Below are 14,429 nucleotides of genomic sequence, written 5' to 3'. Positions count from 1 at the left end.
CGGCGCCCCGGAGGGCGCCCCGGTCTCCCGGGGCGCCCCCACGACTCACCGGTTGTCCGGATTCACCTGTTGTTCGGGTCGACAAGCCCGGCCCTGCGCAGCGCGTCCGCCATGGCGCTGTTCGCGGGCGGAGCGGGCTGCCGCGCGGAAGCCGGCCGGCCGCCGCCCTGCTGCCCGCCGCCCTGACGGCCCCCGGCACCGCCCTGTCGGCCTCCGCCCTGGCGCCCGGCACCACCACCCTGACGTTCGCCCCCCTGACGTTCGCCGCCCTGTCGTCCCGCGCCCTGACGCGGCTGAGGCGGGCGCCCGCCGCGCTGAGCCCCGCGACCCTTGCCGCCGTCCGACGACCCGTCCACGGGCGCGATCTCGTCGTCCAGACGCAGCGTCAGTGACACCCGCTTGCGCGGAATGTCGACGTCCAGCACCTTCACCTTCACGATGTCGCCGGACTTCACGACATCGCGCGGATCCTTGACGAACGTCCTGGACATGGCGGACACATGGACCAGGCCGTCCTGGTGCACGCCGACGTCGATGAACGCGCCGAACGCGGCCACATTCGTGACGACCCCTTCGAGCACCATCCCCGGTACCAGGTCGGACAGCTTCTCGACGCCCTCCTTGAAGGTGGCCGTCTTGAACGCGGGCCGCGGGTCGCGCCCCGGCTTCTCCAGCTCCTTGAGGATGTCCGACACGGTCGGCAGCCCGAACGTGTCGTCCACGAAGTCCGCGGGGCGCAGGGAGCGCAGCGCCCCCGTGTTGCCGATGAGCGACGCGACCTCGCTCCCCACGGTCTTCACCATCCGCCGCACCACCGGATACGCCTCCGGGTGCACGCTCGACGCGTCCAGCGGGTCGTCGCCGCCCCGGATCCGCAGGAAGCCCGCACACTGCTCGTACGCCTTCGGGCCGAGCCGGGGGACGCCCTTGAGGGCCGTCCGGGAACGGAACGGGCCGTTCTCGTCGCGGTGCGCCACGATGTTCTCGGCGAGTCCCGAGCCGATCCCGGAGACCCGCGCGAGCAGCGGCGCGGACGCCGTGTTGACGTCCACCCCCACACCGTTCACACAGTCCTCCACGACCGCGTCCAGCGAGCGCGAGAGCTTCACCTCGGACAGATCGTGCTGGTACTGGCCGACCCCGATCGACTTCGGGTCGATCTTGACCAGCTCGGCGAGGGGGTCCTGGAGCCGCCGCGCGATCGACACGGCGCCGCGCAGCGACACGTCCATGCCGGGCAGCTCCTGCGAGGCGAACGCCGACGCCGAGTACACCGACGCGCCGGCCTCCGACACCATCACCTTCGTGAGCTGCAACTCCGGGTGCCCCGCGATCAGTTCACCGGCGAGCTTGTCCGTCTCGCGGGACGCCGTGCCGTTCCCGATGGCGATCAGCTCGACCGTGTGCTCCTTCGCCAGGCGCGCCAGCTTGGCCAGCGCCTCGTCCCACTTGTTCTGCGGGACATGCGGGTAGATCACGTCGGTGGCGACGACCTTGCCGGTCGCGTCGACCACGGCGACCTTCACACCCGTACGGAATCCGGGGTCCAGGCCCAGGGTCGAGCGGGTGCCCGCGGGCGCCGCGAGCAGCAGGTCCCGCAGATTCGTCGCGAACACCTGCACCGCCTCGTCCTCGGCGGCCGTCCGCAGCCGCAGCCGCAGGTCGATCCCGAGGTGCACCAGGATCCGGGTCCGCCAGGACCAGCGGACCGTGTCCGCGAGCCACTTGTCGGCCGGGCGCCCCCGGTCGGTCACCCCGAAGCGGTGGGCGATCATCCCCTCGTACGAGGAGGGGCCCGGCGTGTCCGACGGCTCCTCGGGCTCCAGGGTGAGGTCGAGGACGTCCTCCTTCTCGCCGCGCAGCATCGCGAGGATCCGGTGCGAGGGCAGCTCCGTGAAGGGCTCGGTGAACTCGAAGTAGTCGGCGAACTTCGCGCCCGCCTCCTCCTTGCCGTCCTTGACCTTCGCGGCCAGCCGGCCCCGGCCCCACATGCGCTCGCGCAACTCGCCGATCAGGTCGGCGTCCTCCGAGAAGCGCTCGGTGAGGATGGCGCGGGCGCCGTCGAGGGCGGCCTGCGGATCGGCCACGCCCTTGTCGGCGTCCACGAAGGCCGCGGCGGCGGCGAACGGCTCCACGGACGGGTCGCCGAGCAGGCCGTCCGCGAGCGGTTCGAGGCCCGCCTCGCGCGCGATCTGCGCCTTGGTGCGCCGCTTCGGCTTGAACGGCAGATAGATGTCCTCCAGGCGCGCCTTGGTGTCGGCCGCCCGGATCGACGCCTCCAGCTCCTCGGTGAGCTTGCCCTGCTCCCGCACCGATTCGAGGACGGCGGTGCGCCGCTCCTCCAGCTCCCGCAGATACCGCAGCCGCTCCTCCAGGGTGCGCAGCTGGGCGTCGTCGAGCATCTCCGTCGCTTCCTTGCGGTAGCGGGCGATGAAGGGAACCGTCGAGCCGCCGTCGAGCAGCTCGACCGCGGCCTTCACCTGCCGCTCCCGCACGCCGAGCTGCTCGGCGATCCTGCCTTCGATGGACCCTACGAGGGGTGTCGTCACGATCCCGTACCGCCTTCTCCACTGAGGTTGCGCGGCAATTGTGGCAGGTGGCACCGACAACCGGGCGGCAGGGCGCCCGACGGCGCCGCTCGGGCAGGGCCCGTCGGGGCGCGTCGGGCAAGGGGGTCCTGGGTGTGGCGCGGTGCGTCGGGCGCGGGCCCTGGGCGTGGCGGCCCAGTTCCTGCCGATCAGGTCTTGCCGAACGCTCCGGGCGGGAACATCCCGGCCGCCATCGCCGTCTTCAGGATTCCTCCGGCGAGTTCGGTGAGCCGTTCGACTCCGGCCGCGCCCAGATGCGCGTACGGGGCGTGGTCGAGGCGGTCCGTGCGGGCCTCGACGTCCTCGCGCAGCGCCACGCCCTCGCGGGTCAACTCCCCGTCCGGGTCGAGCAGTCCGCGCTCGCGCAGCCGTCCCGCGGCGGCGTCCCAGTCGGTGCGCGACCAGCCCCGGCTGCCCACGGCGAATCTCGGCGTCATGCCCCGGCCGGTCGCGGTGTGCGTCACCAAGGCCTCCACCGGGTCCAGTTCCGCGTCGAGCAGCGCCGCGAGGTGGCCGTCGCCCCGGTGCTCGCGCAGCAGTGTCGCCGCGTGCCAGTAGGCGAGGTGCGGCGCGTCGGGCACCGGCAGATCGGCGTGCGCCGCGTACAGCGGGCGGGCCGCCCTGGCGCACGCCTCCGTCGCGCGCAGCGCCAGCTTCGCCGCCTCCGCCAGCTCCGCCGACGCGATCAGCTCGTCGCCGAGCAGCCGCCGCAGGGTCGCGTCCACCGCGCGCGTGCGCGCCGCGAGCACGGTCTCCGGGTCGGCGACCGACCAGATCGCGGGCACGTGCCGGGCCACCAGCTCATGGTTGAAGTTGTAGAACGTCGCCGTCACCACGCCCGCACCGACCGGCCCCATGGCCGCCGCGCGCACCGCGAAGTAGGCGGCGGAGGGGTCCTCGATCCCGATCCCGGCCAGCTCACGCCCGAGGTCCGGCGAGAAGTAGTGGGCCGAGTGCAAGGGGTTGAGCATGTGGTGACATCGGCGACCGGCACGCTCCGGCAGAGATTCCATGGCTCGATGTTACCGACTGGTCGGTACGTGGGGAAGGTGTCGGCAGGATGCCGGGAAGCGCGGGCAGAGGGAGGCAGGGGGCGGGTCGGTCCCGCACTGGTCAGTCCGCCGTCGGGGACCAGGTGAAGCGCGGCCGGCGCCGCTCCAGAAACGCCGCGACCCCCTCGGCCGTGTCACCGCTGCCCCGCGCCTGCCGGGCCCAGTGCTCCGCCCGGTCCGCCCGGCCCGCCGCGAACTCCTTCGCCGCCGCCTGCGTGAGCTGCGAACGCGACGCCAGGACCCGGGTGAACTCGGCCACCCTCCCGTCCAGTTCCCCCGTGGGCAGCACCTCGTCCACCAGGCCGGTCCGCAGCGCCCGGCCGGCGTCGATCAGCTCGCCCGAGAACAGCAGGTACTTGGCCGTCGCCGGACCCACCAAGGACACCAGCCGCCGTGTCGTCGGCTCCGGATAGACGATGCCGAGCTTCGCGGGCGTCACCCCGAACAGCGCCTCCTCGTCCGCGAACCGCAGATCGCACGCCGCCGCGAGCTGACAGCCGCCGCCGACACAGTGCCCGCGTACGGCGGCCAGCGTCGGCTTCGGAAAGGCGGCGAGCGCGTCCTCGGCCCGTACCGCGAGATCCTGTGCGGCCGGCGCGGGACCGCGCAGCGAGGAGATGTCCGCGCCCGCGCAGAAGGTGCCGCCCTCGCCGGTGAGCACCAGGGCCCGTACCTCCGGGTCGGCCGCGAGGGTGTCGAGGAGCGGTGGCAGGGAGCGCCACATCGCCTCGGTCATCGCGTTGCGCTTGGCGGGGTGGCTGATCACGACGGTGGCGACCCCGTCGGCCAGACGGTGTGCCAACTGTGCCAAGGGTGCCGGCTGCTGCTCCATGGGCGGATGCTATCGACGGCATCGCGCGCGTGATCATCGATACGGCCGCAGGTGATGCCCGTCACGGGCCGCTCCAACCCCTACAACCTGAAGAGGGCTCCAATCCACCACAACACGGACAGGAGCAGTCGCACGAATGACGCCGTCATACGCCATCGGTCAGAACGCGTCGATACTCGCTGACTTCTGGTCAGTCATCCGGCATGGACCAGGGCATTCCCAACACTCGACGTGTGGTGACAATCGAGCGCAAGGGCGGCGACCGGACGATGGACAGCAGCGGGTGGGGTTCCGGCGCGCCCCTGGAGGGCGGCCCGGGGGTGTACCCGGACGCCGGGCAGAGACCGCTGTCGTACGAGGGTGTGTGGCGGTTCACCGCCCCCGCCACCGATTCCTCGGTGCCGCAGGCACGGCACGCGGTACGTGATCTGCTCGCCCGGCAGGGGGTGCCCGCGTCGGACGACGTGGTGCACGGCCTGCTGCTGATCGTCTCGGAGCTGGTCACCAACGCCGTACGGCACGCGGCGCTGCTGTCGCCGATGCTGGCGGTCGAGGTCGCCGTCGGCGCCGAGTGGGTACGGGTCTCCGTCGAGGACAACCATCCGTACCGGCCGACCGCCCTGGTGACCGATCACGGCCAGACCGGCGGGCGGGGCCTGCTCCTGGTCCGTGAGGTGACCAGGGAGGCCGGCGGGGCGTGCGACGTCGAGCACACGGCGACCGGCGGCAAGGTCATTTGGGCGGCCCTGCCCCTCGGGCCGGGCAGGCCCACCGAGCCCGAAGGACTGGGGCTGCCACTTCCGTAGCGACCGGCCGCCCCCGTGCCGACCGGTGACAGCGGCCCGGCCTCCCGTCGTCCCACCGGTCGGCCGGGCGCCGTCTCACCAGTCGGCCGACGGGCCGGTCAGCTCCCTGATCGCGGGCCGCGCCGTGTCGAGCACGGTCATGAACCAGGCCGAGAAGGGGTCCTTCTCGTGCCGCTCCGCCAGCTCCGCGGCGGTCACGAACACGGTGTCCTCGACCTCGGCCGGATCCGGCAGGGGCGACGACTGCACCATCCCCACGAACAGATGGTTGAACTCCTGCTCCACCAGGCCCGACGCCGGGTCCGGGTGGTTGTAGCGCACGGTGCCCGCCTCGGCGAGCAGGGACGGCGAGACCCCCAGCTCCTCGAACGTCCGCCGGGCCGCAGCCGCGAACGGCGACTCGCCGGGGTACGGGTGCCCGCAGCAGGTGTTGGACCAGACACCGGGGGAGTGGTACTTGCCGAGCGCGCGCTGCTGGAGCAGCAGCCGGCCCCGCTCGTCGAACAGGAATACGGAGAACGCCCGGTGCAGCTGACCGGGCGGCTGGTGCGCGGCGAGCTTCTCCGCCGTGCCGATCGTGGTGCCGTCCTCGTCGACCAGCTCCAGCAAGATGGTTTCTGCGGTGCCGTTCGACGAACTGTGCTCCGCGGTGGCAGGTGTGATCGGCATACCCATCCTTCGCTTCGGTCTTCGAACTTCAAGTCTGCCGTACAACACCGGCACTCCCGGTACCGGCGGGCCCGCATGTCCCGCCGCGCCGAAGCGGGCGGGACATGCGGCCTGTACTGGTCAGACGCCGAAAGCGGCCGGATACCTGATCGTTCCCTGGGGTACCGGCACGGAACCGTCGAACACCAGCGCCATCATTGCCTCGTCCGGGACCTCGAACCCGGGCCTGATCCCGTACCGCGACGCCGGTACGAAGCCGAACCTCGGGTAGTACTCGGGGTGCCCCAGCACGAGGACCAGGTTGTCGCCGCCCCGCGCGCGGACCGCGTCGAGCACCGCCCGGACGACCGCCGAGCCCACGCCCCGGCGCTGGTGGGCGGGCAGGACCGCCACCGGAGCCAGCGCGAGGGCGGGCGTGTCGCCCACCCGGCAGCGGGTGATCAGGGCGTGGCCCGTGACCGTGCCGTCCGGCGCCTCGGCGACGTACGACAGACCGGGCAGCCACGCCTCCGGATCGGCGCGCAGCGCGTCCACGAGCGCCGCCTCGTCCTCGGTGGGGAAGGCCGCGGCGTTCACGGCCCGTACGGCCGCCCGGTCGGCGGCCGTCTCGGGCCGGGTGCGCCATCCCGACCCCGCCGCGGTGTCCGCGGGGCGCAGGACGTACCCGGTGTACCCGTACTCCTCCCCGTGGTCGCGGCGCATCGCCAACTCCTCGCGGGTCGCCGCCAGGGCCTCAGCCATGCCCGGCGCCCCGGGGTCGGCGGCGGCCACGCGCGCGGAGAGCGGTCCGTAGTACTCGTCCCAGTCGGACTCGGGCTGCGGAAAGACATCGACGACGTGGTACCCGGCGGCCGTCGCCGCACGGATGTTCTCGTCACTCGTCCGCAGTGGGTACTGCGGGTCCCAGAAGGCGCGCGCCTCGGGGCCCGGCGTGTCGGTGGTCCACTCGCACTCCGTGAGCACCAGTGCGCCGCCCGGCGCGAGCAGCCTGCGCCACTTCCGCAGGGCGGTGTCGAAGCCGATCGAGTACGCCGAACTCTCGGCCCAGACGAGATCGAAGGAACCGTCGGGGAACGGGAGGTCCCCCATGTCGGCGCGGAGCGGGTGGATACGGTCGGTGAGCGAGCGGGCCTTGGCGGCGGCCCGCAGCTCGTCGAGGAACGGCTCGTGGAGATCCACCGCCGTCACCTCCATACCGGTCTCCGCGGCGATGACCAGCGCGGAGCTGCCGGGTCCGCAGCCCAGGTCGAGCACGCGCGGACGCGCGGGCAGCGGCCGGGTGGCGGAGACGGCCGAGAGGAGGTGACGGGTGGTGGCGCCGGAGCCGGGACCCTGACGCGGAAGGCCGCGGTGCAGGGCGAAGAACGCCTCCATGGAGGCGGTGTTGTCGGACAACGTGAAACCTTCGGGGTGTGGGGGCCCCGGTGCTGCCGAAGAGTCGGTCAGCCGTGGGCCCGTGAAAGGGGGATGCGTCGGTCGCCGCACGAAGCAGCGCTCACCACGACCGTCATCAACCCACCTCCACATATGTGCGCTACCCGGTGTCCCGTGGTCCGCACGCCGAAAGATCCCGCACACCGTAGCAGGCGCCCCAGCCGTACCGGGCGCCCCGGCGGCTCAGCGGCAGACCTTCGCCTCGTGCCGCGCGTGACCGCCGGGCTCCAACTGGAAGGTGCAGTGCTCGACGTCGAAGTGTCCGCCGAGGCAGCTCTGCAACTCGTGCAGCATCTTCTCGTGGCCCAGGGTGTCCAGCACCTCGCCGCTGACGACCACGTGCGCCGACAGGACGGGCAGGCCCGAGGTGATCGTCCAGGCGTGCAGGTCATGGACCGCCTCGACACCGGGAAGCGCCAGGATGTGCGCCCGTACCTCCGCCATGTCGACATCCCGGGGCGCCGATTCGAGCAGGATGTCGAGCGTCTCGCGCAGCAGCTTCACCGTACGGGGAACGATCATCAGGCCGATCGCGATCGAGGCGATCGGGTCGGCGGCCTGCCAGCCCGTCGTCAGGATGACCACGGCCGACACCAGGACGGCGACGGAGCCCAGCGCGTCCGCGGCGACCTCCAGGAAGGCGCCCCGCACATTCAGGCTCTCCCGCTGGCCGCGGACCAGGAGCGACAGCGACACCATGTTCGCGGCCAGGCCGATCACACCGAAGACGAGCGTCAGTCCGCCCTCGGTCTGCGTCGGGGTGACGAACCGCTGGATCGCCTCGTAGAGGACGTAGCCGCCGACGCCGAGCAGCAGCAGACAGTTGGCGAGGGCGGCGAGTATCTCGGCCCGTGCGTAGCCGAAGGTGCGGCGCGCGCTGGGCGGGCGGTTCGCGAAGTGGATGGCCAGCAGGGCCATGCCGAGTCCGAGGGCGTCCGTCGCCATGTGGGTCGCGTCCGCGATGAGCGCGAGCGAATCCGCGACCAGCCCGCCGACGATCTCGACCACCATCACGGTCAGCGTGATCGACAGCGCGACGCGCAGCCGTCCCCGGTACGCGGCGGCGGCCGTACCCGTGGTCGGTCCGCCGTGCGGCTGCCCGTGGTCGTGTCCGGCCCCCATGAAATACCGCCCTCCGTCGTCGCCCTGAAGTCTCGTCGAAGACCCCTCGGTGCCTTCAGTGAACTACGGGTGGGGGGTATACGGCAACACGGTGCTGAACACCGTTGTCATGTGCTCTGACCTGCGGAAATGAACCGCAGGTCAGAGCGTGGAAGCGGCTCGGTGGGATCAGCGGCCGGCCGCCTCGGGGTGGTGCAGACACCAGCCGCGCCAGGCCGAATCGACCATCTCCCGGGCGTCGAGCCGGGCCGTCCAGCCCAGCTCCTCGGCGGCCCGTCGCGCCGACGCCACCGCACGCGGGGCGTCGCCCGCGCGGCGGGGCTCGACCACCGCCGGACGGTGGTCACCCGACGCCTCGGCGATCAACGTGAGTAGTTCGCGTACGGAAACTCCCTCGCCGCGCCCGATGTTCACCGTCAAGTCACCCGTGACCTGCTCCGCGTTCAGCCGTCGCGCCGCCGCCAGATGGGCGTCCGCGAGGTCGGCGACATGGATGTAGTCACGTACGCAGGTGCCGTCCGGCGTCGGGTAGTCGTCGCCGAAGATCCTCGGGGCCTCGCCGCGCGTCAGCCGGTCGAAGACCATCGGGATCACGTTGAACACCCCGGTGTCCGCCAGCTCCGGCGTCGCGCAGCCCGCCACGTTGAAGTACCGCAGACACACCGTCGCGATGCCGTGCGCCCGGCCCGCCGCCCGTACCAGCCACTCCCCGGCGAGCTTCGTCTCGCCGTACGGGCTCATCGGCGCGCACGGGGTGTCCTCGCTGATCAGGTCCACGTCCGGGTTCCCGTACACGGCCGCCGACGACGAGAACAGGAACCGCCGTACGCCGGCCTCCGCGACCGCGTCGAGGAGGGTGGCGAGGCCGCCGACGTTCTCGCGGTAGTAGAGCAGCGGCTGCTCCACGGACTGCCCGACCTGCTTGCGGGCCGCGAGATGCACGACACCGGTCACCGCGTGCTCCGCGAGGACCCGCTTCAGCAGATCGCCGTCGAGCGACGACCCCTCGACCACCGGTACGTCCGGCGCCAGCCTCCCCGCCGCCCCCGACGACAGGTCGTCCAGGACGACCACGCGCTCTCCGGCGCCCGTCATGGACCGCACCACGTGCGATCCGATAAATCCGGCTCCACCTGTGATCAACCACGTCATGGTCCACGAGCCTAAGCCCGTCCCGGACGCCGTCCCGGATGTCGTCGCGGAGGGGCGAAACCGACAATGCAACCCTTCGCCGGTCAGGGATGTCCTCGTATAAAGGGATCTGGGGCCACGGTTTGTCGAGTGGGCCTTCGATCAACAATGATGATCGCGGCGGTGCCGACCGGGCAGACAGTGCTTATCGGCCCATGAACAGGCGGTGAACTCGCGCTTGTATTCATCCGATAGCCTCTGCCGACACGCCGCCCGGCCGACCCCGGCCCCGGGGCGCGCCCACCCACACACGCCCGGCGCCTGGCCGCGTCGGCATTCCAAGGAGTGAGTCCGTCTGTCGACCGCCATCCTCACCGGCAGGCCGGTTCCAGGGTCGTCGCTCGAAGGCGATCTGCGGGAACTCGGCTTCGACGTGCGGCTCACCGATGACCCGTCCGACGTCGCGGGACTCCTCACGGACGTCCCCGCCGACCAGCGCGTCGCGCTCGTGGACAGCCGGTTCGTGGGACACGTCCACGCGCTCCGGCTCGGCCTGACCGACCCCCGCTTCGAAGCCGCCGCGATCCCTGGCGCCGTGACCGCGAAGCCCGCCGCCCGCGCCGCACTGCTCGGCGCGGTGCGCGACACCACGGAGGGTCCCGCGCGCGGTGGCGCCACCGTCGCCGTCGACTCCCTCGCCGACCGCGTCGCCGCTCTCATGGAGGCCGGCGACACCCCGCCGCACCGGCCCGACCTCGGCACGCTCGTCGCCGTCGTCCCCGCCGACCCGCAGGCCCGCAACGAGGCCCGGCAGTCCGTCGCCGCCGTGGACGACGAGGCCGTACGGCTGCGGACCGCCGTGAAATCGCGCGACGGCTTCTTCACGACCTACTGCGTCAGCCCCTACTCCCGCTACCTCGCCCGCTGGTGCGCCCGCCGGGGCCTCACCCCCAACCAGGTCACCACCGCGTCGCTGGTCACCGCGCTGATCGCGGCGGGCTGCGCAGCCACCGGCACCCGCGCCGGATTCGTCGCCGCCGGCGTCCTGCTCCTCCTCTCCTTCGTCCTGGACTGCACGGACGGCCAACTCGCCCGCTACTCGCTCCAGTACTCCACCCTCGGCGCCTGGCTCGACGCCACCTTCGACCGCGCCAAGGAGTACGCGTACTACGCCGGACTCGCCCTCGGCGCCGCCCGGGGCGGGGACGACGTGTGGGCGCTCGCGCTGGGCGCCATGGTGCTCCAGACCTGCCGGCACGTCGTGGACTTCTCGTTCAGCGAATCCACCTACGACAGCACGGTCAGCACGGCCGACTCCGGCACCAGCCCCACCGCCGCCCTCTCCGGCCGTCTCGACAGCGTCGGCTGGACGGTCTGGGCCCGCCGCATGATCGTGCTGCCGATCGGGGAGCGCTGGGCGCTGATCGCCGTACTCACCGCCCTGACCACACCGCGCCTCACGCTCACCGTCCTGCTCATCGGCTGCGGCCTCGCCGCCTGCTACACCACCGCCGGACGCGTCCTGCGGTCCCTGACCAGGAAGGCCGCCCGCACCGACCGGTCCGCGCGGGCCCTGTCCGATCTCGCCGACTGCGGGATCCTCGCGCAGTCCTTCGCGGAGGCCCTCAAGGGCTTCGCGCGCCGGCTGCCGTCCTTCGCGGCACCGGCGCTCGCCCTGGCCGGCGGCGCCTTCGTCGTCGCGGCGAGCGCCTTCACGCCGTACGGCGGGACCCTGCCGATCGTCGCCGCCTGCGTGTACTGCGTCACCTCGGGCCTCGCCGTCGCCCGGCCCCTCAAGGGCGCCCTCGACTGGCTCGTTCCGCCCTTCTTCCGCGCGGCCGAGTACGGGACGGTTCTGGTACTGGCGGCCCACACCCAGGTGAACGGAGCCTTGCCAGCGGCTTTCGGGCTGGTGGCCGCCGTCGCCTACCATCACTACGACACGGTCTACCGCATTCGCGGCGGCACCGGCGCGCCGCCGCAGTGGCTGGTGCGGTCGACCGGCGGCCAGGAGGGCAGGGTGCTGCTGGTCACCGTCGCCGCCCTGCTCGGCAACACAGATTTCGGCCTCGCGCTCACGGCACTCGCCGTGGCCGTGGCACTCGTGGTGCTCGCCGAGAGCATCCGCTTCTGGGTGTCCTCGCATGCACCCGCCGTACACGATGAAGGAGAACCCGCATGATCGGCCTCGTGCTGGCGGCCGGCGCCGGACGGCGTCTGCGCCCCTACACCGACACCCTGCCCAAGGCACTGGTGCCGGTGGGACCCGAAGGGTCCGAGGAGGGCTCCGCGGACCATCTCACCGTGCTCGACCTCACGCTCGGCAACTTCGCCGAGATCGGCCTGACCGAGGTCGCGGTCATCGTCGGCTACCGCAAGGAGGCCGTCTACGCACGCAAGGCCGCCCTGGAGGCGAAGTACGGCCTGAAGCTCACCCTCATCGACAACGACAAGGCCGAGGAGTGGAACAACGCCTACTCCCTGTGGTGCGGCCGTGACGCCCTGAAGGACGGCGTGATCCTCGCCAACGGTGACACCGTGCACCCGGTCTCCGTCGAGAAGACCCTGCTCGCCGCGCGCGGCGACGGCAAGAAGATCATCCTCGCCCTCGACACGGTCAAGCAGCTCGCCGACGAGGAGATGAAGGTCGTCGTGGACCCCGAGAAGGGTGTCCGGAAGATCACCAAGCTGATGGAGCCGGCCGAGGCGACCGGCGAGTACATCGGCGTCACCCTCATCGAGGGCGAGGCCGCCGCCGAACTGGCCGACGCCCTCAAGGTCACCTTCGAGCGCGACCCCGACCTGTACTACGAGGACGGCTACCAGGAGCTGGTCAACCGCGGCTTCAAGGTCGACGTCGCCCCCATCGGCGATGTGAAGTGGGTCGAGATCGACAACCACGACGACCTCGCCAAGGGACGTGAGATCGCGTGCCAGTACTGACGAGGCTCATCCCCTCGCCGGTCGTCGTCGACATCCGCGCGGGCGCGCTGGACGACCTCGCCTCGGTCCTCGCCGACCAGCGGATCTCCGCCTCCGGGAAGCTCGCCGTCGCGATCAGCGGCGGCTCGGGCGCCAAGCTGCGCCAGCGCCTGGAGCCTGCCCTTCCGGGAGCCGACTGGTTCCCGGTCGGCGGCGGCACCCTGGACGACGCGGTCAAGCTCGCCGACGCCATCAAGAAGGGCCGCTACGACGCGGTCGTCGGCCTCGGCGGCGGCAAGATCATCGACTGCGCCAAGTTCGCCGCGGCGCGCGTCGGCCTGCCGCTGGTCGCCGTCGCGACGAACCTGTCGCACGACGGCCTGTGCTCCCCGGTCGCGACCCTCGACAACGACGCGGGCCGCGGCTCGTACGGAGTGCCCAACCCGATCGCCGTGGTCATCGACCTCGACGTGATCCGGGAGGCACCCGTACGGTTCGTCCGCTCCGGCATCGGCGACGCCGTCTCGAACATCTCCTGCGTCGCCGACTGGGAGCTGTCCAACCGGGTCACCGGCGAGTCCATCGACGGCCTCGCCGCCGCCATGGCACGGCAGGCCGGCGAAGCCGTGCTGCGCCACCCCGGCGGCGTCGGCGACGACTCCTTCCTCCAGGTGCTCGCCGAGGGCCTGGTCCTCACCGGGATCTCGATGTCGGTCGCGGGCGACTCCCGACCGGCGTCCGGCGCCTGCCACGAGATCAACCACGCCTTCGACCTCCTCTTCCCCAAGCGCGCCGCGAGCCACGGCGAGCAGGTGGGGATAGGCGCCGCGTTCGCGATGCATCTGCGCGGTGCGCACGAGGAGTCCGAACACATGGCCGAGGTGCTGCGCCGGCACGGACTGCCCGTCCTGCCGGAGGAGATCGGTTTCAGCCAGGACGAGTTCGTCCAGGTCGTCGCCTTCGCCCCGCAGACCCGCCCCGGCCGCTACACGATCCTGGAACACCTCGACCTGTCCACCGACCAGATCAAGGACGCATACGCCGACTATGCCAAGGCCATCGGTAGCTGAACTCCGCCCCGTCGTGCACCCCGCAGGGGTGAAGGACCGGCGCAGCGGTGAGCACTGGGCGGGACGCCTGTACATGCGCGAGATCTCGCTGCGCGTGGACCGGTACCTGGTCCCCACGCGGGTCACGCCCAACCAGCTGACCTATCTGATGACCGTCTTCGGCGTCCTCGCCGCCCCGGCGCTCCTGGTGCCGGGCATCGCGGGCGCGGTACTCGGCGTACTCATGGTGCAGCTTTATCTGCTCCTCGACTGCGTCGACGGCGAGATCGCCCGCTGGAAGAAGCAGTTCTCGCTCAGCGGGGTCTACCTGGACCGCGTCGGCGCCTACCTCTGCGACGCCGCCGTACTCGTCGGCTTCGGCCTGCGCGCCGCGGACCTCTGGGGCGAGGGGCGGATCGACTGGCTGTGGGCGTTCCTCGGCACCCTGGCCGCCCTCGGCGCCATCCTGATCAAGGCCGAGACCGACCTCGTCGGTGTCGCACGGCACCAGGGCGGGCTGCCGCCGGTCCAGGAGTCGGCGTCCGCGCCGCGCTCGTCCGGACTGGCCCTGGCCCGCAGGGCCGCGTCGGCGCTGAACTTCCACCGGCTCGTTCTCGGTATCGAGGCGTCCCTGCTGATCCTGGTCCTGGCGATCCTGGACGCGGTCAGGGGCGACCTGTTCTTCACCCGGCTCGGCGTCGCCGTGCTGGCCGGTATCGCGATGGTCCAGGCCCTGCTGCACCTCGTGTCCGTCCTCGCTTCGAGCAGGCTGAAGTGAGGACCCCCGGGAGCAGCCCCCTCAAGGTCGGCGCCGTGATCATCAC

General features: G+C 71.9%; 12 protein-coding genes. 5 read left to right on the top strand and 7 right to left on the bottom strand.

All coding sequences use genetic code 11. From position 1 onward, the window contains the following. Nucleotides 1–62: 62 nt before the first annotated feature. From ACIQNU_RS35815 to ACIQNU_RS35805, 3 genes are all read right to left on the bottom strand, one after another. A complete protein-coding gene (locus ACIQNU_RS35815; RefSeq protein ID WP_401374429.1) occupies nucleotides 63–2,549 on the bottom strand; it encodes a Tex family protein in 2,487 nt (828 codons plus the stop codon). Between the two features lie 188 nt (nucleotides 2,550–2,737). After that, a complete protein-coding gene (locus ACIQNU_RS35810) occupies nucleotides 2,738–3,601 on the bottom strand; it encodes a hypothetical protein (protein WP_401374427.1) in 864 nt (287 codons plus the stop codon). Between the two features lie 100 nt (nucleotides 3,602–3,701). After that, nucleotides 3,702–4,472 (bottom strand): enoyl-CoA hydratase/isomerase family protein, encoded by a 771-nt coding sequence (locus tag ACIQNU_RS35805; RefSeq protein WP_401374424.1) that lies wholly within the window; start codon nucleotides 4,470–4,472, stop codon nucleotides 3,702–3,704. Nucleotides 4,473–4,705: 233 nt separating this feature from the next. On the opposite strand from ACIQNU_RS35805, the gene ACIQNU_RS35800 reads away from it, so the two are divergent. Further along, the gene (locus ACIQNU_RS35800) at nucleotides 4,706–5,278 is read left to right on the top strand and encodes an ATP-binding protein (protein ID WP_401374421.1); all 573 of its coding nucleotides are present in this window, start codon (nucleotides 4,706–4,708) and stop codon (nucleotides 5,276–5,278) included. A 75-nt stretch (nucleotides 5,279–5,353) separates the two neighbouring features. Here the strand turns inward: ACIQNU_RS35800 and idi are convergent, their stop codons facing one another. The 4 genes from idi to galE form a co-directional block, all read right to left on the bottom strand. Further along, complete coding sequence (gene idi, locus ACIQNU_RS35795) at nucleotides 5,354–5,947, bottom strand: isopentenyl-diphosphate Delta-isomerase (RefSeq protein WP_401374418.1); 594 nt, start codon at nucleotides 5,945–5,947, stop codon at nucleotides 5,354–5,356. Between the two features lie 120 nt (nucleotides 5,948–6,067). Then, nucleotides 6,068–7,321, bottom strand: a complete 1,254-nt coding sequence (locus ACIQNU_RS35790) for a bifunctional class I SAM-dependent methyltransferase/N-acetyltransferase (protein ID WP_401374486.1) — start codon at nucleotides 7,319–7,321, stop codon at nucleotides 6,068–6,070. Between the two features lie 243 nt (nucleotides 7,322–7,564). Next, nucleotides 7,565–8,503: a cation diffusion facilitator family transporter gene (locus ACIQNU_RS35785; protein ID WP_401374415.1), complete on the bottom strand. Its 939-nt coding sequence runs from the start codon at nucleotides 8,501–8,503 to the stop codon at nucleotides 7,565–7,567. Between the two features lie 168 nt (nucleotides 8,504–8,671). Next, on the bottom strand, nucleotides 8,672–9,655 hold the full coding sequence (gene galE, locus ACIQNU_RS35780) for a UDP-glucose 4-epimerase GalE (RefSeq protein WP_401374412.1): 984 nt from the start codon (nucleotides 9,653–9,655) through the stop codon (nucleotides 8,672–8,674). 334 nt (nucleotides 9,656–9,989) lie between these two features. On the opposite strand from galE, the gene ACIQNU_RS35775 reads away from it, so the two are divergent. The 4 genes from ACIQNU_RS35775 to ACIQNU_RS35760 are packed head-to-tail and all read left to right on the top strand — an operon-like array spanning nucleotide 9,990 to nucleotide 14,383. Then, the gene (locus tag ACIQNU_RS35775) at nucleotides 9,990–11,816 is read left to right on the top strand and encodes a DUF5941 domain-containing protein (RefSeq protein ID WP_401374485.1); all 1,827 of its coding nucleotides are present in this window, start codon (nucleotides 9,990–9,992) and stop codon (nucleotides 11,814–11,816) included. After that, nucleotides 11,813–12,577: a sugar phosphate nucleotidyltransferase gene (locus ACIQNU_RS35770; RefSeq protein WP_401374409.1), complete on the top strand. Its 765-nt coding sequence runs from the start codon at nucleotides 11,813–11,815 to the stop codon at nucleotides 12,575–12,577. The genes ACIQNU_RS35775 and ACIQNU_RS35770 overlap by 4 nt, the downstream gene beginning before the upstream one ends. Next, complete coding sequence (locus tag ACIQNU_RS35765; protein ID WP_401374405.1) at nucleotides 12,565–13,626, top strand: iron-containing alcohol dehydrogenase family protein; 1,062 nt, start codon at nucleotides 12,565–12,567, stop codon at nucleotides 13,624–13,626. Before ACIQNU_RS35770 ends, ACIQNU_RS35765 begins: the two co-directional genes overlap by 13 nt. Continuing rightward, entirely contained in the window at nucleotides 13,604–14,383 is a 780-nt protein-coding gene (locus tag ACIQNU_RS35760; protein WP_401374403.1) for a CDP-alcohol phosphatidyltransferase family protein, read from the top strand. The genes ACIQNU_RS35765 and ACIQNU_RS35760 overlap by 23 nt, the downstream gene beginning before the upstream one ends. Nucleotides 14,384–14,429: the final 46 nt, after the last annotated feature.

The organism is Streptomyces sp. NPDC091292 (genome assembly GCF_044757265.1).
Classification (GTDB): domain Bacteria; phylum Actinomycetota; class Actinomycetes; order Streptomycetales; family Streptomycetaceae; genus Streptomyces.
The sequence above is the reverse complement of the archived record's forward strand: the minus strand, read 5'-3'. Positions and strand labels throughout refer to the sequence as shown.